General features: G+C 72.6%; 17 protein-coding genes and 1 pseudogene. 12 read left to right on the top strand and 6 right to left on the bottom strand.

Features of this window, described 5'->3' with window-relative positions; all coding sequences use genetic code 11:
• The first annotated feature begins 3 nt into the window (after positions 1-3).
• Genes C7S10_RS02545 through C7S10_RS02510 form a run of 8 tightly spaced genes read left to right on the top strand, consistent with a single transcriptional unit; the run spans position 4 to position 7067 of the window.
• Positions 4-825 (top strand): ABC transporter ATP-binding protein, encoded by an 822-nt coding sequence (locus tag C7S10_RS02545; RefSeq protein ID WP_165807027.1) that lies wholly within the window; start codon positions 4-6, stop codon positions 823-825.
• Entirely contained in the window at positions 822-1670 is an 849-nt protein-coding gene (locus tag C7S10_RS02540; RefSeq protein ID WP_108342815.1) for an ABC transporter permease, read from the top strand. The genes C7S10_RS02545 and C7S10_RS02540 overlap by 4 nt, the downstream gene beginning before the upstream one ends.
• Complete coding sequence (locus C7S10_RS02535; RefSeq protein ID WP_108342814.1) at positions 1667-2629, top strand: CoA transferase; 963 nt, start codon at positions 1667-1669, stop codon at positions 2627-2629. Before C7S10_RS02540 ends, C7S10_RS02535 begins: the two co-directional genes overlap by 4 nt.
• On the top strand, positions 2626-3831 hold the full coding sequence (locus C7S10_RS02530; protein WP_108342813.1) for a CaiB/BaiF CoA transferase family protein: 1206 nt from the start codon (positions 2626-2628) through the stop codon (positions 3829-3831). Before C7S10_RS02535 ends, C7S10_RS02530 begins: the two co-directional genes overlap by 4 nt.
• The gene (locus C7S10_RS02525) at positions 3828-4568 is read left to right on the top strand and encodes an enoyl-CoA hydratase/isomerase family protein (protein WP_108342812.1); all 741 of its coding nucleotides are present in this window, start codon (positions 3828-3830) and stop codon (positions 4566-4568) included. Before C7S10_RS02530 ends, C7S10_RS02525 begins: the two co-directional genes overlap by 4 nt.
• A 23-nt stretch (positions 4569-4591) precedes the next feature.
• Positions 4592-5764 carry a CaiB/BaiF CoA transferase family protein gene (locus tag C7S10_RS02520; RefSeq protein ID WP_108342811.1) on the top strand — a complete coding sequence of 391 codons (1173 nt, stop codon included), beginning with the start codon at positions 4592-4594 and terminating at the stop codon, positions 5762-5764.
• The gene (locus C7S10_RS02515) at positions 5752-6513 is read left to right on the top strand and encodes an enoyl-CoA hydratase/isomerase family protein (RefSeq protein WP_108342810.1); all 762 of its coding nucleotides are present in this window, start codon (positions 5752-5754) and stop codon (positions 6511-6513) included. Before C7S10_RS02520 ends, C7S10_RS02515 begins: the two co-directional genes overlap by 13 nt.
• Complete coding sequence (locus C7S10_RS02510) at positions 6510-7067, top strand: cysteine dioxygenase family protein (protein ID WP_108342809.1); 558 nt, start codon at positions 6510-6512, stop codon at positions 7065-7067. Before C7S10_RS02515 ends, C7S10_RS02510 begins: the two co-directional genes overlap by 4 nt.
• A gap of 78 nt (positions 7068-7145) precedes the next feature.
• Here the strand turns inward: C7S10_RS02510 and C7S10_RS02505 are convergent, their stop codons facing one another.
• The 3 genes from C7S10_RS02505 to C7S10_RS02495 are packed head-to-tail and all read right to left on the bottom strand — an operon-like array spanning position 7146 to position 10122.
• The gene (locus C7S10_RS02505) at positions 7146-8216 is read right to left on the bottom strand and encodes a zinc-binding dehydrogenase (protein ID WP_108342808.1); all 1071 of its coding nucleotides are present in this window, start codon (positions 8214-8216) and stop codon (positions 7146-7148) included.
• Between the two features lie 28 nt (positions 8217-8244).
• Positions 8245-9714, bottom strand: coding sequence for an aldehyde dehydrogenase family protein (locus C7S10_RS02500; RefSeq protein ID WP_108342807.1), 1470 nt, complete (start codon positions 9712-9714; stop codon positions 8245-8247).
• Between the two features lie 45 nt (positions 9715-9759).
• On the bottom strand, positions 9760-10122 hold the full coding sequence (locus tag C7S10_RS02495; protein ID WP_243395157.1) for a carboxymuconolactone decarboxylase family protein: 363 nt from the start codon (positions 10120-10122) through the stop codon (positions 9760-9762).
• 105 nt (positions 10123-10227) lie between these two features.
• On the opposite strand from C7S10_RS02495, the gene C7S10_RS02490 reads away from it, so the two are divergent.
• The 3 genes from C7S10_RS02490 (at position 10228) to C7S10_RS02480 (ending at position 13078) form a co-directional block, all read left to right on the top strand.
• The gene (locus C7S10_RS02490) at positions 10228-10845 is read left to right on the top strand and encodes a TetR/AcrR family transcriptional regulator (protein ID WP_108342806.1); all 618 of its coding nucleotides are present in this window, start codon (positions 10228-10230) and stop codon (positions 10843-10845) included.
• Positions 10846-10909: 64 nt separating this feature from the next.
• Complete coding sequence (locus tag C7S10_RS02485; RefSeq protein WP_108342805.1) at positions 10910-12250, top strand: MFS transporter; 1341 nt, start codon at positions 10910-10912, stop codon at positions 12248-12250.
• Between the two features lie 84 nt (positions 12251-12334).
• Complete coding sequence (locus tag C7S10_RS02480) at positions 12335-13078, top strand: hypothetical protein (protein ID WP_133176410.1); 744 nt, start codon at positions 12335-12337, stop codon at positions 13076-13078.
• A 24-nt stretch (positions 13079-13102) separates the two neighbouring features.
• Here C7S10_RS02480 and C7S10_RS02475 read toward each other — a convergent pair whose 3' ends face one another.
• Entirely contained in the window at positions 13103-14032 is a 930-nt protein-coding gene (locus C7S10_RS02475) for a phosphodiesterase (RefSeq protein WP_108342803.1), read from the bottom strand.
• Between the two features lie 79 nt (positions 14033-14111).
• Here C7S10_RS02475 and mptB point away from each other — a divergent pair.
• Positions 14112-15509: pseudogene (gene mptB / locus C7S10_RS22690) on the top strand (polyprenol phosphomannose-dependent alpha 1,6 mannosyltransferase MptB); the annotation flags it as partial.
• A gap of 32 nt (positions 15510-15541) precedes the next feature.
• Here the strand turns inward: mptB and fahA are convergent.
• Both fahA and C7S10_RS02460 read right to left on the bottom strand, forming a co-directional pair.
• The gene (gene fahA, locus C7S10_RS02465) at positions 15542-16762 is read right to left on the bottom strand and encodes a fumarylacetoacetase (RefSeq protein WP_165807026.1); all 1221 of its coding nucleotides are present in this window, start codon (positions 16760-16762) and stop codon (positions 15542-15544) included.
• On the bottom strand, positions 16759-17622 hold the full coding sequence (locus C7S10_RS02460; RefSeq protein ID WP_243395156.1) for a hypothetical protein: 864 nt from the start codon (positions 17620-17622) through the stop codon (positions 16759-16761). Before C7S10_RS02460 ends, fahA begins: the two co-directional genes overlap by 4 nt.
• Positions 17623-17654 lie beyond the last annotated feature (32 nt).

Genomic DNA, 17654 nt, shown 5'->3' with positions numbered 1-17654 from the left:
GTCATGACGACCCACGACGCCCCGCCCGCCACGACGCCCCCGACCGGGCGCGCCATCGTCCTGGACGGCGTCTCCAAGACGTACGACGTCAAGGGCGGCGGCGCCCCCGTCACCGCCCTCACCTCGGTCGACCTGACGCTGCGTGCCGGCGAGTTCTTCTCGCTGGTGGGCCCCAGCGGCTGCGGCAAGTCGACGCTGCTCAACGTCGTGGCGGGCCTGCTCGACGCCTCGACCGGGCAGACCCGCATCGGTGATCGCACCGTCTCCGGCCCCGACCGCGCGACCGGCATCGTCTTCCAGAAGGCCACGCTGCTCACGTGGCTGACCATCGAGGAGAACGTGCTCCTGCCCAGCAAGATCGCCAAGCGGCTCGACGACGAGACCCGGGCTCGTGCCGACCACCTCTTCGAGCTGGCGGGCCTGGCCGACTTCCGCAAGCGCTACCCCAGCGAGCTGTCCGGCGGCATGCAGCAGCGCGCCTCCATCGTGCGCGCCCTGGTCGGCGACCCCGACGTGCTCCTCATGGACGAGCCCTTCAGCGCCCTCGACGAGTTCACCCGCGAGGGGCTCAACGACGAGCTGATGCGCCTGTGGACCGACAGCCCCAAGACCGTCGTCTTCATCACCCACAACATCGCCGAGGCCGTCTACCTCTCCGACCGCGTCGGGGTCATGACCAGTCGTCCCGGGACGCTCAAGGAGATCGTCGACGTGCCGCTCGCCCGCCCACGCGGCCCCGAGCTGCGCTCGGACGAACACTTCTACGAGCTCGTCAGCCGCATCCGCGGGCTGATCGGGCACCACCACGAGGGGACCAACCGATGACCGCCACCATGCTCGACCGCGACATCAGCGCGGGCACCGCCCTCCCGCAGCCGGGCGGCCGGGCCACGCGCAAGCAGAGGAAGGGCCCGTCGTTGGGCCTGCGCATCGGCCTGCCGCTCCTGGTCGGCGTCGTCCTCGTCGGCGCCTGGGAGCTGGTGACCCGCCGCGACATGGTCTCGCCGCTGCTGCTTCCCGCGCCCGCCGACGTCTGGTCGGCCCTCGACGCCGGCATCATCCAGGGGCTGTGGTGGGGCGACATCCGCGTCACGCTCACCGAGATGGTGATCGGCTTCGGGATCGGCGTGGTCGCCGGCCTGCTGCTCGGCGCCCTCTTCGCCTACAGCGCCATCAGCCGCATCGCGTTCTACCCCTACATCATCGCGCTGCAGTCGTTCCCGAAGATCGCCGTCGCTCCGCTGCTGGTGGTCGCGCTCGGCTACGGCATGTCGCCGAAGATCGCGGTCGCCGCCTCGCTGGCCTACTTCCCGGTGATGACCGCGGCGATCGCCGGCTTCACCGAGATCGACAAGGACGAGCACAACTTCATGCGCTCGATCGGGGCCAGCCGCTGGCACGAGATGCGCTACCTGCGGATGCCCAACGCGATGTCCTACCTCTTCCCGTCGCTCGACGTCGCGCTGATCGTCGCGCTGCTGGGCGCCGTCGCGGCCGAGCTGGTCGGGGCGCGGGAGGGACTGGGCTACGTGCTCGTCGAGCGCCAGGCCTTCGGCGACACCCCGGCGATCTTCGCGGCCCTGGTGGTCCTCGCGGCGATCGGCGTGGTGCTGCAGGCGCTGGTCGTGCTGCTGCGCCGGGTCCTGCCACGCAGCGTCGTCCCCCGATGAGCGCCACGCGCTGGCTCGAGCACCTCGTCGTCGTCGACGCGGGCACGACCCCGGCGACCCGCTACGCGGGCTGGCTCTTCGTCCAGAACGGCGCCACGGTCCTCGACCGCCCCAGCCCCGACACGTCGGGGCAGGTCACCGAGGCGGCCCGCGACTTCCTCGACACCGGCAAGGTCGGGTCCGCGGACCAGCCCGCCCGGGTCGACGTGCTGCTGCGCGACACCGGCACCGTGCCGACGGCCCTCGCCGGGCTGCCGCCGGCCGGCCTGGTCGGCGTGACGTCCGACTTCGACCTGCACGGGCCACGGGCCGGCTGGGTCGGCGACGAGCTCGTCACCGCCGCGCTCGGTGGTGCCGCCGGCTACACCCGGTCGCGGACCGGCGCGCCGGTCTACGGGTTCGGCTACCGCTACCAGTACCTCGCCGGGCTCTACCTCTTCACCGCCCTGGTCGCCGAGCTCTCCGGCGGCGGGCGGGAGAGCGGCAAGGAGGTCGCGGTGTCGGTGTTCGAGACCGTCGCCAGCCTGCTGCCCTACCCCACCACGCAGTTCGCCTACAACGGCTCGGACTCGATCCTCGAGCAGTCCGGACCGCGCTTCGTCGTGGCCTGCCGCGACGGGTGGGTCGTGGTCTACGCCGGGCTCGCCTGGCCGGCGATCGTCGGTCTCGTCGACCGGGCCGACCTGCTCGGCGACGCACGCTTCGTCGAGCTCGGGGAGCGGTTCCGCCACGTGCGCGAGCTCGGCGACCTCTTCGACGAGTGGGGCGCCCGCCTCACCGTCGCCGAGGCGCTGGCGGAGGCCGCCCTCCACGACGTCGCCGCCTCCGTCGTCCGCTCGCCCCGCGACGTGCTCGACGACCCCGACCTGCGGTCCCGGGGCGCGTTCCGCGAGGCCCGCGGCGGCGGCCTGGCCCCGTCCATCCCCCACCTGGTCGTCTCGGAAGGACTCAGCGCATGACCCTGCCCCTCGAGGGAGTTCGCGTCTTCGACCTCACCCACGTCTGGTCCGGCCCGATGGGCACCCGCGTGCTCGCCGCGCTCGGTGCCGAGGTGATCAAGATCGAGAACCGCAACCGCCCCGACCTGCTCCGCGGCACCGGCAACGACCTGCGGCTCCGCTATCCCGACCAGGAGTACGGCGGTGAGCACCGTCTCGACCGCAACGCCTGGTTCAACACCCAGAACGTCGGCAAGCTCAGTGTCCAGCTCGACCTCAAGGACGAGGACGACCGCGCGACGGCGCTCGAGCTGGTCGCCACCTGCGACGTCGTCGTCTCCAACTACCGCGCCGGCGTGCTGTCGCGGATGGGCTTCGGCTTCGACCAGCTCGTCGAGGTCAACCCGACGGTGGTCGTGGTCGAGATGACCGCCTTCCCCTCGACCTCCCCGCAGGCGCGGGCCGCCGGCTTCGGTGCGCAGTTCGACGCGGCCAGCGGCAACACCTGGCTCTCCGGCGACGAGACCGGACCGGTGCTGACGGGCTTCGCCATCGGCGACCCCGTCGGCGGCCTGTTCGCCGCCAGTGCCGTGGTGGCCGGGCTCGAGCGCCGCCGGGTGACCGGTCGCGGCGTCCACGTCGAGATCCCGCAGAGCGAGGCGATGATGCCGCTGTTCGGCGAGCAGTTCGTCCTTGAGTCACGTGGCCAGGAGTCGACGGAGCGCCTCAACGGCGACGCGACCGGAGCCCCGCACGGCATCCACCCGGCCGGTGACGGCCGGCACGTCGCGATCGGTGTCCACACCGACGAGCAGTACGCCGCCCTGGTGGCCGGTCTCGTCCGAAGGGACCTCCTCGACGACCCCGCCTGGGCGACGAGCGAGGGACGTCGAGGTGACCTCGATCGGCTGGAGGCCGCGGTGGCCGCGGCCCTCGCAGAGGAGCCGGACGCCGAGGCCCTGGTGGCCAGGTTGCAGCTCGCCGGCGTGCCGGCCGGCTTCGTGACCGGCCCGGCCGAGCTGTCCCGCGACGAGCAGCTCTGGGCGGCGGGGTTCTTCACCGAGCTCGACCACCCGGCCGCGGGCCGCCACGCCTACCCCGGCCTCCCGATCCGCATCGACGGCGCGGCCCTCGTGCCGGCGCGACCCGCGCCCCTGCTGGGGCAGCACACCGACGAGGTGCTCGGTGCGCTCGACGAGCTCCGAGAGGTGGCACTGCGATGAGCGGGACCGTGACCTACGAGGTCGACGGCGACGTCGCCGTGGTGACCCTGCGCCGGCCCGAGAAGCTCAACGCGCTCAGTCCCGCGATGATCACGGGGCTCGAGGAGGCCTGGGCCCGCTACGCGTCCAGTGACCAGCGCTGCGCCGTGCTCACCTCGGAGGGCGACCGTGCGTTCTGCGCAGGCATCGACCTCGGCGACGTCTCGCTCGACATGTGGCGCTGCGTGCCCAACCTGTCGGTCGACCTCGACAAGCCCGTGGTCGCCGCGATCACCGGTCACTGCATCGGTGGCGGGTGGGTGCTCGCGCAGTACTCCGACCTGATCGTCGCCTCCGAGACCGCGCGGTTCAGCTATCCCGAGGGCAAGGTCGGTGCGTTCGGCGGCCTCGCCTCGGGCGTGGTCTCGCGCGTGCCCAGCAAGGTCGCGGCCGAGTTCCTGATGCTCGGCGAGCCGATCACGGCCGCCCGCGCCTACGACGTCGGGATGATCAACGCGGTCGTCCCGCCCGGCGAGCACGTCGAGCTGGCGATGAGCTGGGCGCACCGGCTGGCCGCCTCGGCGCCGCTCGTGATCCGCACCGCCAAGCGCCTAATCGACGACCATGTCGGCCGGGCTGCCGTCGAGGAGCAGGTCCGCACGATGCGGCTGCTGCGCGAGGTGTCGCAGAGCGAGGACATGCAGGAAGGCATTGCGGCCTTCCGCGAGAAGCGCGAGCCGAGGTTCACCGGCCGATGACCAGCACGAGAGAGGACGAGAGCATGGCTCAGGGGGATCGCTCCGACCTGCCGCTCCACGGGGTGCGGATCGTCGAGTTCGGCCACGTGGCGGCGGGTCCGTTCGCGGGCATGCTGCTGGCCGACCTGGGCGCCGACGTGGTGAAGGTCGAGCCGCCCAACGGCGACCAGATGCGCGCGTGGCCGCCCATCGAGCGGGACGAGGACGACAACAAGTTCAGCTACAACTTCACCTCGCTCAACCGCAACAAGCGCTCGGTCGTCGCCGACCTCAAGGACCCCGAGCAGAACGCCGCGATCCGCCGGCTGATGCTGGAGGCCGACGTCGTCGTCCAGAACTACCGGCCCGGGGTGCTCGACAAGCTCGGGCTCGGCTACGAGGCGATCTCCGAGGACCACCGCGGCGTCGTGTTCTGCTCGATCTCCGGCTTCGGGCTGCGCAGTCCCTACCGCGACCGCGGCGCCTACGACGTGGTGATCCAGGGGATGAGCGGCCTGATGAGCGTCACCGGCTCCGACGGGGGGCCGCCGGTCAAGGCGGGCGTGCCCGTCGCCGACTTCATCACCGGTCTCTACGCGGCGATGACCGTCGCGGCGCTGGTCCACCAGGTGCGCGAGAGCGGCACCTCGCGCCACGTCGACGTGCCGATGCTCGACTGCCTGCTGGCCACCTCGGCCCTCCAGGTGAGCGAGTTCTGGGGCACCGGTCGCACGCCGAGCGCGCTCGGCAGCGCCCACCCGCGCAACGCGCCGTACCAGGCGTTCCGCGGCCGCGACCGCTACTTCACCGTGGCCGCCGGCAACGACCGGCTGTGGCAGTCGGTGGCGACCGCGGTCGAGCGACCCGAGCTGCTCGACGACCCTCGCTTCACCACGCAGGAGGGCCGGGTCGCCCACCAGGTCGCGCTCGCGGAGCTCCTCGAGGAGAGCTTCATGACGCGTGACGCCGACGAGTGGGTCACCCTGCTCAGCTCGTACGGCGTGCCGTGCGGGCCGATCAACACCTTCGAGGAGGTGCTGGCCGACCCGCACGTGGTCGACACCGGCCTGCTCATCCGCACCACCGCGCCGGTGATCGGCGAGGTCTCCGACCTCGCCTTCCCGGCGCGGATCAGCGGCGCCGAGTCGGTGCCGACCCGCCGCCCGCCCCTGCTGGGCGAGCACAACGACGAGGTCCTCGCCGAGTGGACGAGCTGACCACCGCGCTGGCGGTCGGGGGCGGGGTCGCGAGACTGACCCTGTCCCGGCCCGGGCGGGCCAACGCGCTCACGGGCGCGATGGTCGACGGACTGCTCGACCGGCTGGCCGAGGCCGAGGCCGCCGGCTGCCGGGTGCTGGAGCTGCGCTCGGACCAACCGCAGTTCTGCGCCGGCTTCGACCTCGACCCGGAGCAGGAGAGCACCGCCGACCTGGCGTGGCGGTTCCTGCGGATCGGGCTGCTGCTCGAGCGGGTGCGGGCCTCGCCCATGCTCACCGTCGCCGTCGTGACCGGCGCCGCCGTCGGCGCCGGGGCCGACCTGGCCGCCGCCTGCGACGTCCGCGTCGGCACCGACCGGGCGTCCTTCGCGTTCCCCGGCTCGGCGTTCGGCGTCGTGCTCGGCACCCGCCGCCTCGCCGCGCTGGTCGGCGAGTCCACCGCCGTGCGTCTCGCCTCGACCGGCGAGCGCGTCGACGCCGAGCGCGCCCGCGCGTGCGGGCTGCTCGACGTGCTGTGCGCCCCCGACTCGGTCACCGACGCCGTCGCCTCGATCTCCGTCGCCGCCAGCCGCCGCGACCCGGCCGTGCTGGCCGCGCTGAAGTCGGCGGCCCACCCGGCGCCGGTCGACCCGGCCGCGCTGGCCGACCTCGCCCGCTCCCTGGCCACCCGACCCACCCTGCGCGAGGACCTCCTGAGGTTCCGCGCGCAGTCCCGCACCACCCACACATCCCGAGAGGAAGCATCATGACCACCGAGAACCCCGGACTGGACCGCTTCGTCGAGGCCGTGGCGGCCGAGGTCGCTGCCGTCGGCGACGACGAGCAGGCCGTCACCCAGGCCGTCGCCGGCCACCTCGAGACCTGGCTCGCCGAGGGCGTCGAGATCCCGGCGCCGCTGCGCGCCCCCCGCGACGACCACTACGTCATGTATCCCCTCTACGTCGCCCCCGACGGCGCGTTCTCGATCGCGTCGGCCGTCTGGAACGTCGGCCAGAAGACCCCGGTCCACGACCACGGCACCTGGGGCGTGATCGGCATCGTGTCCGGCCGCGAGCTCGAGCAGCGCTACGTCCCGGGCGAGTCCGGGCTGACGTTCCTCGGCGAGGACCACCTCGAGCCCGGCGACGTCGAGGTCTGCTGCACCAGCGATGCCGACGTGCACGCGGTCGCCGCGGCGTCCGACGTGCCGTGCGTGGGCATCCACGTGTACGGCGCCGACATCGGCACGCTGCCCCGCCGCAGCTTCGACGTGGAGACCGGCGCGGTGAAGACCTTCGTGTCGACCTGGGGCGTCCCCGCCTGAGGCATTCAGCGAGCGCCGTACGACGAAAGGCCGGGTCCCCGCGTGGGGGACCCGGCCTTTCGTCCGTGTGGCGGTGCGTCAGTCGATCGTGACGATCGAGCGGCCGAGGATCTTCCCGGCCTTGAGCGCCTCCATCGCCTCCGGCACCTGCTCGAAGGAGTAGGTGTCGGTGATCATCGCGGGCAGGTCGAGGCGACCGTCCCGGGTCCAGTCGCAGAACAGCCGGAGCTGGTCGTGACCGGCACCGCCGCCGAGGGTGCCGACGAGCGCCTTCTCCTTCGTCAGCAGCTCGATCGGGTCGAGCTCGATCCCGGACTTGGGCACCCCGACGACGGCGACGGTGCCACCTCGGTGCAGCGACACCTTGCCGTCCGCGGCCATCGCCACTGACTGGGCGATGGTGCTCGGGAGGCCGACGCAGTCGATCACCGCGTCGACACCGGGGTTGCCGCTGCGGCCCGACGCCAGCGCCTTGACCGCCGCGACCGGGTCCTCCTGGCCGGAGTTGACCGTGTGGGTCGCCCCGAACTGCTTGCTGAAGGCGAGCTTCTCGTCGGTGAGGTCGATCGCGATGACGGACCCGGCACCCAGGATCGACGCCGCGGCGACGGCCGACAGGCCGACCCCGCCGAGGCCGATGACGGCGACGGTGTCACCTTCGGTGAAGCGGGCGGCGTTGATCAGGGCGCCGGCGCCGGTGGGCACCGCACAGCCGACCAGCGCGATGGCCGGGTCGCGCAGGCCCTCGTCCAACGTGACGACGTACTGCTCGTCGACGACCGTCTGCTCCTGCCAGGTGCTCACGTTGGTCCAGAACGCCGTGCTGCCGTCGGCCAGCGTGGCCTCGGTGCGACCCGGCGCGCGGGTCGCGCTCTCGGGGCTGGGGAGCCAGGTGACCATCACCGTGTCGCCGACGGCGGTCCGGCTGACCTCGTCGCCGACAGCCTCGACGACGCCGTAGCCCTCGTGGCCGAACAGCAGCGGCATCGGGCGCGGCTGGCCCATCCAGTAGGCCTGGCTCTGGCAGACGCCGGTGGCCTGGATCCGCACGCGCACGGCGTGCGGACCCGGGTCGGCCAAGGTGACCTCGGCCAGCTCGAGCGGGCCGTCCTGCTCACGCTGGAACCAGGCCCTCGTGGTGGTGCTCATCTCGTGTCCTCCTGCTCGTCGATGGGGTTCACACGCCCGGCCAGGGGCTGGGCAGCGGACCGTCGCCGGTGCGGATGGTGATCCGCTTCACCTGCGTGCAGGCCTCGATCGCCTCGTTGCCGAACGCGTTGCTGACCCCACTCTGCTTGAAGCCGCCGAACGGGAGCTGCACGTCCATCACCAGGTAGGTGTTGGCGTGCACGACGCCGGCCTCGATCTGCTCGGCCATCCGGTGGATCCGCGCGCCGTCGGAGGTCCAGATGTAGGAGGCGAGACCGAACTCGCTGTCGTTGGCCTGGGCGACGGCCTCCTCCTCCGTGCTGAACGTGCCGACCGCGAGCACCGGCCCGAAGACCTCCTCACGGTTGACCGACATGTCGGCGCTGACGCCGGTGATGATGGTCGGCGCGATGAACAGGCCCTTTCCCTCGGCGAGGTGCACCGGGCGGCCACCGCCGGCGCTGACGGTCGCACCCTCGGCCTCGGCCGAGGCGATGAAGTCCATGACCTTGTCGTACTGGCGCTGGCAGACCACCGGTCCGACCTGGGTCTCGGGGTCCATCGGGTCCCCGACCTTGACCCTCGCGGCCCGCTCGATCAGCTTGGCCGTGAACTCCTCGGCGATCGACTCGTGCACCAGCAGCCGGCTGTTGGCGGCGCAGATCTGGCCGGCGTTCATCAGGATGCCGATCAGGATGCCGAGGGCGGCGTCGTCGAGGTCGGCGTCCGGGAAGACGACCACCGGGCTCTTGCCGCCCAGCTCGAGGGTGGCCTTCTTGAAGCCGGCCGCGGCGGCGAGGTTGACGCGCCGGCCGGTGGTCACCGAGCCGGTGAAGGAGATCCCGTCGACGCCCTCGTGCTCGACCAGCTCCGCGCCGACGGCGCCGTGGCCGGTGACCACCTGGTAGAGCCCTTCGGGCATGCCGGCCTCGAGCGCGAGCTCGGCCATCCGCAGCGCGGACAGCGGCGAGAACTCGGACGGCTTGACGATCACGGCGTTGCCGCAGCCCAGGGGAGGCAGCGTCCGTGAGACGCTGCCGAGCGCCGGCGCGTTCCACGGCAGCACCACGGCGAAGATCCCGAGCGGCTCGCGGATGGTGTAGCTGAAGCGGCCGGCGGCGTCCTCGAGCTGCTCACCGAAGAGCTTGTCGGTGCGACCGGCCCACCAGCGTGCGTAGCGGGCGGCGTTCTTGTTCTCCGACAGGCCGTCGCGCAGCACCTTGCCGGTGCAGCGGGAGTCGAGGGTGGCGAGCTCCTCGCCGTGGGCCTCGATCAGCTCCGACCAGCGCCACAGCACCTGGCTGCGCGCGTCGCCGGACATCGAGCGCCAGGTCCTCTGGGCGACCTTCGCTCGCGCGACGGCCTCGTCGAGGTCGGCGGCGGAGGTCGGTGCGAGGGTGGCGACGGTCTCGCCGGTGGTCGGGTTGACGACGACGACGTCGTCGTCGCGTCCGGGGAGAGCAGCCTGCTGGGGCGTCGCTTCCAGTGTGGTGGTCATGCGGTGGGGTGCACCCTTCGTCGATCGTTGGCGGATGGAGGCCGGTCAGGCCGGGACGCTGTCGTTCTTCTGGGCCGACGTGGCGTCCTGGAAGACCTTCATGGCCAGGAAGCCGTGGGTGACGCCGCCGCCCGCGCGGATCGCCGCGGCGACCATGACGGCCTCCGACACCTCCTCGGCGGTGGCGCCGGCGTCGACGGCCGCGCGGGTGTGGCTGTCGATGCAGAACGGGCACTGCGTCGTCGCCCCGACGGCCACGGCGATCAGCTCGCGGTACTTCGTCGGGATCGCGGCGTCCTCGCTCTTGAAGACGGCCTCACCGAAGGCGGCGTAGGCCGCCTGCATCGTGGGGGCGCCGCGGCGGAGGTGAGCGGCGTACTTGCGGTCGCCGGGCTCGTGGTAGCACACAGGGACGTTCCTCTCAGAAGGTGACGCCGGTCACGGGAGCGACCGGCGGCTTAAATAGACCATTGTGTCTAGTTATCCGTCAAGAGTGGGCCTAGGATCGATCCCGTGGAAGCTCAGGACACGACCGTCGCGCCCGTGCCGGAGCGCCGTACGCGGCGCCGCCCGGGACTCGAACGACTGCTCGCCGCCGCCGACGAGGTGCTCTACGAGGAGGGCATCGCCCAGACCGCGGTGCAGCGGATCCTCGAACGCTCGGGCGCCGCGCGCGGGACGCTCTACGGCCACTTCGAGACCAAGGAGCAGCTCGTCGAGGCCTATCTCGAGCGTCGCCACGAGCGGACGATCGCGGTCATCGAGGACGCCGTGGCCGAGGTCGACGAGACCGACCCGCACCAGGTCTTCGACGCGCTGATGTCGGTGGCGGAGAGACGCTCCAACGACGAGGTCTTCCGCGGCTGCGCCTTCGCCGTGGCCGTCGCCGAGCTGCCGGACGAGACGGGGCCTGCCGTGCGGTGGGCCCGCACCCACAAGCACGCGGTGAAGGGGGTTCTCGAGGCGAGCCTGCGTGGTCGCACGGCCGATCCGGTGGCGACCGCCGAGGCGCTCGTCGTGCTCTACGACGGGTCCCTGGTCTCCGCCGCGATGCGGCCCCAGGAGGGCTCCTTCGAGGCGGCCCGCTCGGCCGGCCGGCTGGTCCTCGACGCGGCGCTGGGCCGGCAGTAGGACGCGCGTCACGGCCGGCGAGGGCAGCGCCGAGGCTCGCCGGCGTCCCTGCGATGCTGGCGCCATGAGCGCCGAGCAGGTCCACGACATCGGCCGGCGGCGCGCGTGGGCCATCTGGGGCGTCTCGCTCGCGGTCTACATGTTGGCCGTGTTCCACCGCAGCTCGCTCGGGGTGGCGGGCATCCTGGCCGCCGAGCGCTACGACATCACCGCCACGCGGCTCGCGACCTTCACCGTCCTCCAGCTCGTGGTGTACGCCGCGATGCAGGTGCCCGTCGGCGTCCTCCTCGACCGCTTCGGGTCGCGCGCGATGCTGGTCGGCGGACTGGTGCTGATGACCCTCGCGCAGCTCGGCTTCGCGTTCAGCACGACCTTCGCCGGTGCCGTGGCCGCCCGCGCGGTCCTCGGCGCCGGCGACGCGATGATCTTCGTCAGCGTGATCCGCATCGTCAGCGTGTGGTTCCTGGTCCGCCAGGCGCCGCTGGTCACCCAGCTCACCGGCATGACCGGCCAGCTCGGCGCCATCGTGGCGGCTGCTCCGCTGACGCTGCTGCTCGACCGGCTCGGCTGGACGCGCGCCTTCGCCACCGTCTCCGCCATCGGGGTCGTGCTGCTCGTCGCCGTCGTCGTGCTGGTCAAGGACTCGCCGTACAGGAGCGACGAGGTCGTGGCCATCAAGCTGCGCGCCCTCGCGCAGTCGGTGCGGACCGTGTGGGGCAACCCGGGGACGCGGCTGGGCATGTGGTCCCACTTCACCGCACAGTTCTCCGGCACCGTCTTCGCGCTGCTGTGGGGCTTCCCGTTCCTCGTGCGCGGCCTCGGCTGGTCGGAGGGCGCCGCCAGCGGACTGCTGATGGCGATGACCGCCTGGGCGGTGCTGAGCGGGCTGCTGCTCGCGCGCCTGGTCGCCCGGTTCCCGCTCTACCGCTCCTGGATCGTGATCGGGATCGTCGTGACCATGGCGACGGCCTGGACGGCGGTGCTGCTGTGGCCCGGTGTCGCGCCGCACTGGATCGTGGTCGTGATGGCCTTCGCGGTCGCGAGCGGCGGCCCGGCCGCGATGGTCGGCTTCGACCTCGCCCGCTCGTTCACGCCGGTGCAGGCGATCGGTCGCGCCAACGGGCTGGTCAACGTCGGTGGCTTCACCGCCGCCCTGCTGACGATGGCGCTGATCGGGGTGGTCCTCGACCTGTCGCAGCCCGGCGGGATGGCTGCCTACCGTCTCGACGACTATCGGCTCGCGATGGCCGTGCAGTATCCGTTCTGGGCCCTCGGGATCGTGCAGATCCTGCGCTACCGCCGGCGCGGCCTCGACCACCTCCGTCGGGTGCACCCGGGGGCGGTCGAGGAGATGCGCGCCGGGCGCCCCTTCGTGCATCCGGGCATCGGCACCGAAGGAATCTGAGATCTCCGCCAATCCGTGATCCAGGTCACGCCGAACCTCCTGCAAGGCCGCCGCCCGGGCGCGCCGCACCGAAAGGTTCAGACCATGCGATTCCCTGCACTGCGGCGTCCTTCGCCGTCCATGGCCGTGTCCGTCCTCGCCCTCGTCATCGCCACCAGCGGCACCTCCGTCGCCGCGGCGGGGCTGATCGGATCCGACGACGTGAAGAACGACTCGCTCAAGTCCGCCGACATCAAGGACAACTCCCTGAAGGGTCGCGACATCAAGAACGGCTCGCTCGGCGGCTGGGAGCTGCGTGACGGCACCGTCAAGAAGAACGACCTCGCGCCCGGCATCCTGGACGGCGCTGCCGGCCCGGCCGGCCCGGCGGGTCCTGCCGGCGTGGGTCGCTGGGCCCTCGTCGACGCCGACGGCACCATCGTGGCCCAGTCGGGTGGCTTCACCATCACGGCGGCCTACCCGACGCTGGCCCCCACCGCGACCGACGCCGCCGGGCTGCGCGCCAACGGCAACGTCTACATCAACGCCGGCGAGAACCTCGCCAACAACGGCGTGCTGGCGACGATCGCGCTGCAGAACACCGTGGACCTCAACGGCGACGCGATCACCTCGGGTCGGGCCCCCGGCGCCGACAGCAACCCGGAGTTCTCGGGCGAGGTCGCGGTGGCCATGTGCCAGCCCGGCACCGTCAACTGCGCGCCGCCCAACACCGGCAACACCAACACGCTGGTCGTGAGCCCGCGCAACAGTGACGGCAGCCCCACGACCAACGGCAACCGCAAGCGCTTCTACGTCGTCGTCACCGGCGACTCCTCCGACAGGTCCTGACCCCCCGGAGGGTCCTGTCACATGTCAGCGGTCGTGGTCCTCGTGGGTCGCGTTGAAGGCCGAGGTCTTGCTGGACGCGAGCTCACGCGCATCCTCGAGGCTCAGCTCTTCGACGGCGGCCAGGATGTCGAGGCCCACGCCGCTGACCTCGGGGCCGCGCTCCAGCGGCACGATCGTGTGCACCAGCCGGTCGCCGTACGCGTGGACCATCGTGAAGGCCTGGCCGCCGTCGACGCCTGACACGAAGCGGTCGACGGGCGCCGGGTCGCTGGTGTAGCAGCTCGCCGAGGCGACCGAGACGGGCACGCCGGCGAACATCGAGTACGTCGAGAAGTGCAGGTGTCCCGCCAGGATCCCGCGCACGTCCGAGCCCTCGACGACCGCCGCCAGCCGGGGCTGCTCGAGCAGCTCGATCAGCTCCGCCGCGCGCAGCATCGGCAGCGGGAGCGGCGGGTGGTGCATCGCGAGCAGGGTGCCGTGCTCGGCCGGTGTCGCCAGCTCGTCGGCCAGCCACGCGAGCTGTTCGTCGGTCAGGTCGCCGTGGTGGTAGCCCGGGACGCTGGTGTCCAGCGAGATGATCCGCAGCCCGTCGACGACGTGCACGCGGTCCTGCGGTCCGTCGTCGTCGGAGTCGAAGAGTCCGCGGGCGTAGTCGGCGCGCTCGTCGTGGTTGCCCATCACCCACACCACCTCCGCGCCCATCGCCTCGGCGGCCGGCTCGACGATCTCGCGCAGGCGTGCATAGGCGTCCGGCTCGCCCTTGTCGGCGAGGTCGCCGGTGAAGACCAGCGCCTGCGGCGGCGGGTCGACGGCGGCGAGCCGGTCGAGGACGAGGCGCAGCCTCTGCTCGGTGTCGATCGCGCCGTACTGCTTGATCCCGTGCGCCAGCAGGTGCGGGTCGGAGAGGTGGGCGACGACGTGGCGGGGCGGGGCGTACTGACCGAGCTGCTTCACGGCTCGAACTCTAGAGCTGTTGGGCCCCGGTTCACCTGCTCGTGGGGGACGCGTCGGACGACGGACCTAGCCTCCCCGCATGGTGACTCGGGGGTTCGCCGGCAGCCTGCTGGTCCTCCTGGGTGGCATCGTCATCTCGACCCTGCCCGCGTCGACCGCGCTGATGCAGGTCACGGTGCTGCAGGCGCTCCGCGGCTCGGAGGCCGGTCGGATGGCCGGGCTGTCCGTCGTGCTGCTCGGCCTCGGCCTCCACGCCGCCGCGTGGCTGCGCCTGTGCCGCGACGTCGCGCGGGCCGAGGGCCGCGAGCGGGACGACGCGATCGCGCTGGTGCGGCACGCGACGGTCGTGTGGTCCGCGCCGCTCGTGCTCGCGCCGCCGCTCTTCTCCCGTGACGGCTGGTCGTACGCCGCCCAGGGCGTGCTGGCGCACGTCGGCATCTCGCCGTACGAGTTCGGCCCCGGCGTGCTGGTCGGGCCGATCGTGCAGGGCGTCGACCCGCGCTGGATGGAGACCGCCGCGCCGTACGGGCCGGTCCCGCTGCTGTTCGGCGACGCCGTCGCGGGCGTCACCGGCAACCCGTGGCTGCTCGTCGTCGCGCACCGCCTCGTCGCGCTGCTCGGGCTCGCCCTGCTCGCCTGGGCGGTGCCGAGGCTGGCCGCGTGGGCGGGCGTCGACCCGGCGCTGGCGTCGTCGGTCGTGCTCTGCTCGCCGCTGATGCTGGCCCACGGGGTCGGTGGCCTCCACAACGACCTGCTGATGGTCGGGCTGATGGCGGCCGCGCTGGTGGTCACGGTGGAGCGGGGCTGGGTGTGGGGCGCGGCGCTCGGCGGCCTCGCCGCGGCGGTCAAGCTGCCCGGCGGGCTCGTGTGCATCGGGATCGCGCTGGTCGCCCTGCCCGCCGCCGCCTCCCTCGGGCACCGGGTGCGCCGGCTCGTGCAGGTCGGCGCCGTGTCCTGCGCGGTCCTCGTCGGGCCCGGCCTGCTGGCCGGCCTCGGCGTGGGGTGGGTGCACGCCCTCGGCGTCCCCGGCTCGGTGAACGTCCCGCTGTCGATGCCGACGGTGCTGGGCGGCTTCCTCGACCTGGTCGCCGGCTGGCTCGGCGCGGGCCTCGCGCCGGACACCTTCCTCGACCTGGTCCGCGCGCTCGCGCAGGTCGTGGCGCTCGGCTTCGCCGTACGCGTGGCGCTGACGTGGACGACGGGGGACCGCGCACAGGCGGTGCGCGCCGTCGCCGCCGTGACGGGGGCGCTGATCGTGCTCAGCCCCGTGGTGCACCTCTGGTACTTCCTCTGGGCCCTGCCGTTCCTGGCGGTCACGCGGTTGCCGCGGCTGGGGTCGTTCGGACTGCTCGCCGCTGCGGTGGTCTCGGGCGTCGTCGCGCCGCTCGACTCCTCGCTGCACGGCGCCTACGTCGCGATCGTGGTCGGGTCGCTGCTCGCCACGGCGGTCGTGCTGGTCCTGCTCGCCACCCGCAGCGCGCGCGAGCGGCTCGAGAAGATCGTCGGGACTCAGGTGGCGGGCAGGATCCTGCCGGTGACCTCGCCCAGCGAGATGCGTCCGCCGGAGGTGCCGGGCGCGGTGTATCGCAGCGTCACCTCGTCGCCGTCCTCGAGGAAGCTCCGCTCCTCGCCGTCCACCAGGAACGGCTCCTTGCCGCCCCACGACAGCTCGAGGAACGAGCCGCGCTGGTCGGGCTCGGGGCCGGAGATCGTGCCGGACGCCCACAGGTCGCCGGTGCGCACGCTGGCGCCGTTGACGGTGGTGTGGGCGAGCATCTGGGCGGGCGACCAGTACATCGAGGAGTACGGCGGTCGCGACACCACGGTCCCGTTGAGCACGACCTCCACGGAGATGTCGAGGCCGGCCGGCCCGTCGACCTGGAGGTAGTCCAGCGGCCGCGGGTCCTGGCCGGGCAGGTCGGTCCACGCGGCGTCGAGCGCGGCCAGCGGAGTGACCCAGTGGCTGATGGTCGTGGCGAACGACTTGCCGAGGAACGGCCCGAGGGGGACGTACTCCCAGGCCTGGATGTCGCGCGCGGACCAGTCGTTGAGCCCGACGACGCCGAACGTGTGGCGCGCGAAGTCGCCGGTCGTGACCCGGTCGCCGAGCGCGGACGGGACGCCGACGACGAAGCCGAGCTCGGCCTCGATGTCGAGCCGTCGCGACGGCCCGACGGTCGGGGCGTCCTCGGTCGGTGCCTTGCGCTGACCCTGCGGCCGGACGATCCCGGTGCCGCTGGGCACGATCGTGCCCGCGCGGCCGTGGTAGCCGACGGGCAGGTGCTTCCAGTTGGGCAGGAGCGGCTCCTGGTCGGGCCGGAAGATGCGACCGACGTTGGAGGCGTGGTGCTCGGAGGCGTAGAAGTCGACGTAGTCGCCGACCTCGACGGGCAGGTGCAGCTCGACGTCGGCCAGCGGGTGGAGGTGAGGTGCCGTGCGCGCTTCGTGCACGTCGTGGCGCAGCACCTCCTCGATCCACTCGCGCGCGATCGCCCACTGGTCGCGTCCCATCGCCATGAAGGCGTTGAGGCTCGGGGTGCGCCAGGCCCGGGCGAGCGCGCTCGCCGGGTCGCCGATCTCCGCGACCGGCGCGAGGTCGAGCACGTGGTCGCCGATGCGCACGCCCACCCGGGGCTGGTCACCGGACCGGGAGAACACGCCGTAGGGCAGGTGGTCGAGGTCGAAGGGGGAACCGGCTGCGCCGGGCACCCAGCTCTGCGTGTCGGTCACGGGGTCTCCAGCAGTCCGAGGTCGATGAGGTCGGCGAGCGGCTCGAGGATCGAGCACGACCCGACACCGGTGAACCAGCGGCGGGCCTTGCCGAGGTCGAGCCCGCGGGCGAGGTCGAGCAGCGGGGCCTCGTCGCGGAGCTCGAGCACCTCGGCGACGCCCTCCTCGTCCAGCACGGCGTCGGCCTCGGCCGTCGCGACGAGCAGGTTGAGGAAGCCGTGGTGCACGAACCCGGTCTGCGGGTCCTCGTGGCGTACGGCGTGGTGCAGCCCGGCGGTGCACTTGAACGAGAGCTCGCGGTCGAGCGCGGCGTCGATCCACGCGGCGACCTGCCCGGCGGTCGGGAACAGGTGGGCCTCGACCCCGCCGGTGCGGAACTTGAGCCGCAGCTCGGCCGCAGCCACCTCGTCGGCGGCCGCCTCCCACCCGTAGGTCACGTCGGCGGAAGGCAGCTCGACGAACACCGGGGTCTCGTCGTCGAGGGCCCCCTCGCCGCGGGCCGCGTCGACGGCGGCGACCACGCGGCGGGCGTTGCCGGCCAGGTCGTCGAGGTCGCGCAGCGCGATCTCGAGGCCGGCCACGGGGTTGCCCGCCCGGCCGGCCAGGCGCAGCGCCCCGGGGACCGCACCGGCCCCGGCGGTGACGACGATGGAGAGCGGGACGTTCGGCGCGCCCACGTCCGGCACCTGCTGGTCGGTGACGACAAGGGAGGCCGCCAGGTCGGCGTACCACTCGTCACGGCGGGCCGTGAAGGCCGCGACCGCGTCGGGCAGGGCGGCGTTGCCGGGCGGGAAGACGGCCGCGTCGTCGAAGAAGCCGGACCAGGTGGCCGGCACTGGATCTGGCAGGGGAGCGGGCACGGGGTTACTCTAGTCATGAGTCACATAACGGA

The sequence above is a fragment of the Nocardioides currus genome (assembly GCF_003057875.1).
In the GTDB taxonomy this organism is placed as follows: Bacteria; Actinomycetota; Actinomycetes; order Propionibacteriales; family Nocardioidaceae; genus Nocardioides; species Nocardioides currus.
This window is presented reverse-complemented; position numbering and strand designations above follow the sequence as displayed.

What these genes read in the sequence shown, in the direction of transcription:
- C7S10_RS02545 (WP_165807027.1), top strand. Translation starts at nt 4, where the DNA reads ATGACGACCCACGACGCCCCGCCCGCCACGACGCCCCCGACCGGGCGC.
- C7S10_RS02540 (WP_108342815.1), top strand. Translation starts at nt 822, where the DNA reads ATGACCGCCACCATGCTCGACCGCGACATCAGCGCGGGCACCGCCCTC.
- C7S10_RS02535 (WP_108342814.1), top strand. Translation starts at nt 1,667, where the DNA reads ATGAGCGCCACGCGCTGGCTCGAGCACCTCGTCGTCGTCGACGCGGGC.
- C7S10_RS02530 (WP_108342813.1), top strand. Translation starts at nt 2,626, where the DNA reads ATGACCCTGCCCCTCGAGGGAGTTCGCGTCTTCGACCTCACCCACGTC.
- C7S10_RS02525 (WP_108342812.1), top strand. Translation starts at nt 3,828, where the DNA reads ATGAGCGGGACCGTGACCTACGAGGTCGACGGCGACGTCGCCGTGGTG.
- C7S10_RS02520 (WP_108342811.1), top strand. Translation starts at nt 4,592, where the DNA reads ATGGCTCAGGGGGATCGCTCCGACCTGCCGCTCCACGGGGTGCGGATC.
- C7S10_RS02510 (WP_108342809.1), top strand. Translation starts at nt 6,510, where the DNA reads ATGACCACCGAGAACCCCGGACTGGACCGCTTCGTCGAGGCCGTGGCG.
- C7S10_RS02505 (WP_108342808.1), bottom strand. Translation starts at nt 8,216, where the DNA reads ATGAGCACCACCACGAGGGCCTGGTTCCAGCGTGAGCAGGACGGCCCG.
- C7S10_RS02500 (WP_108342807.1), bottom strand. Translation starts at nt 9,714, where the DNA reads ATGACCACCACACTGGAAGCGACGCCCCAGCAGGCTGCTCTCCCCGGA.
- C7S10_RS02485 (WP_108342805.1), top strand. Translation starts at nt 10,910, where the DNA reads ATGAGCGCCGAGCAGGTCCACGACATCGGCCGGCGGCGCGCGTGGGCC.
- C7S10_RS02480 (WP_133176410.1), top strand. Translation starts at nt 12,335, where the DNA reads ATGCGATTCCCTGCACTGCGGCGTCCTTCGCCGTCCATGGCCGTGTCC.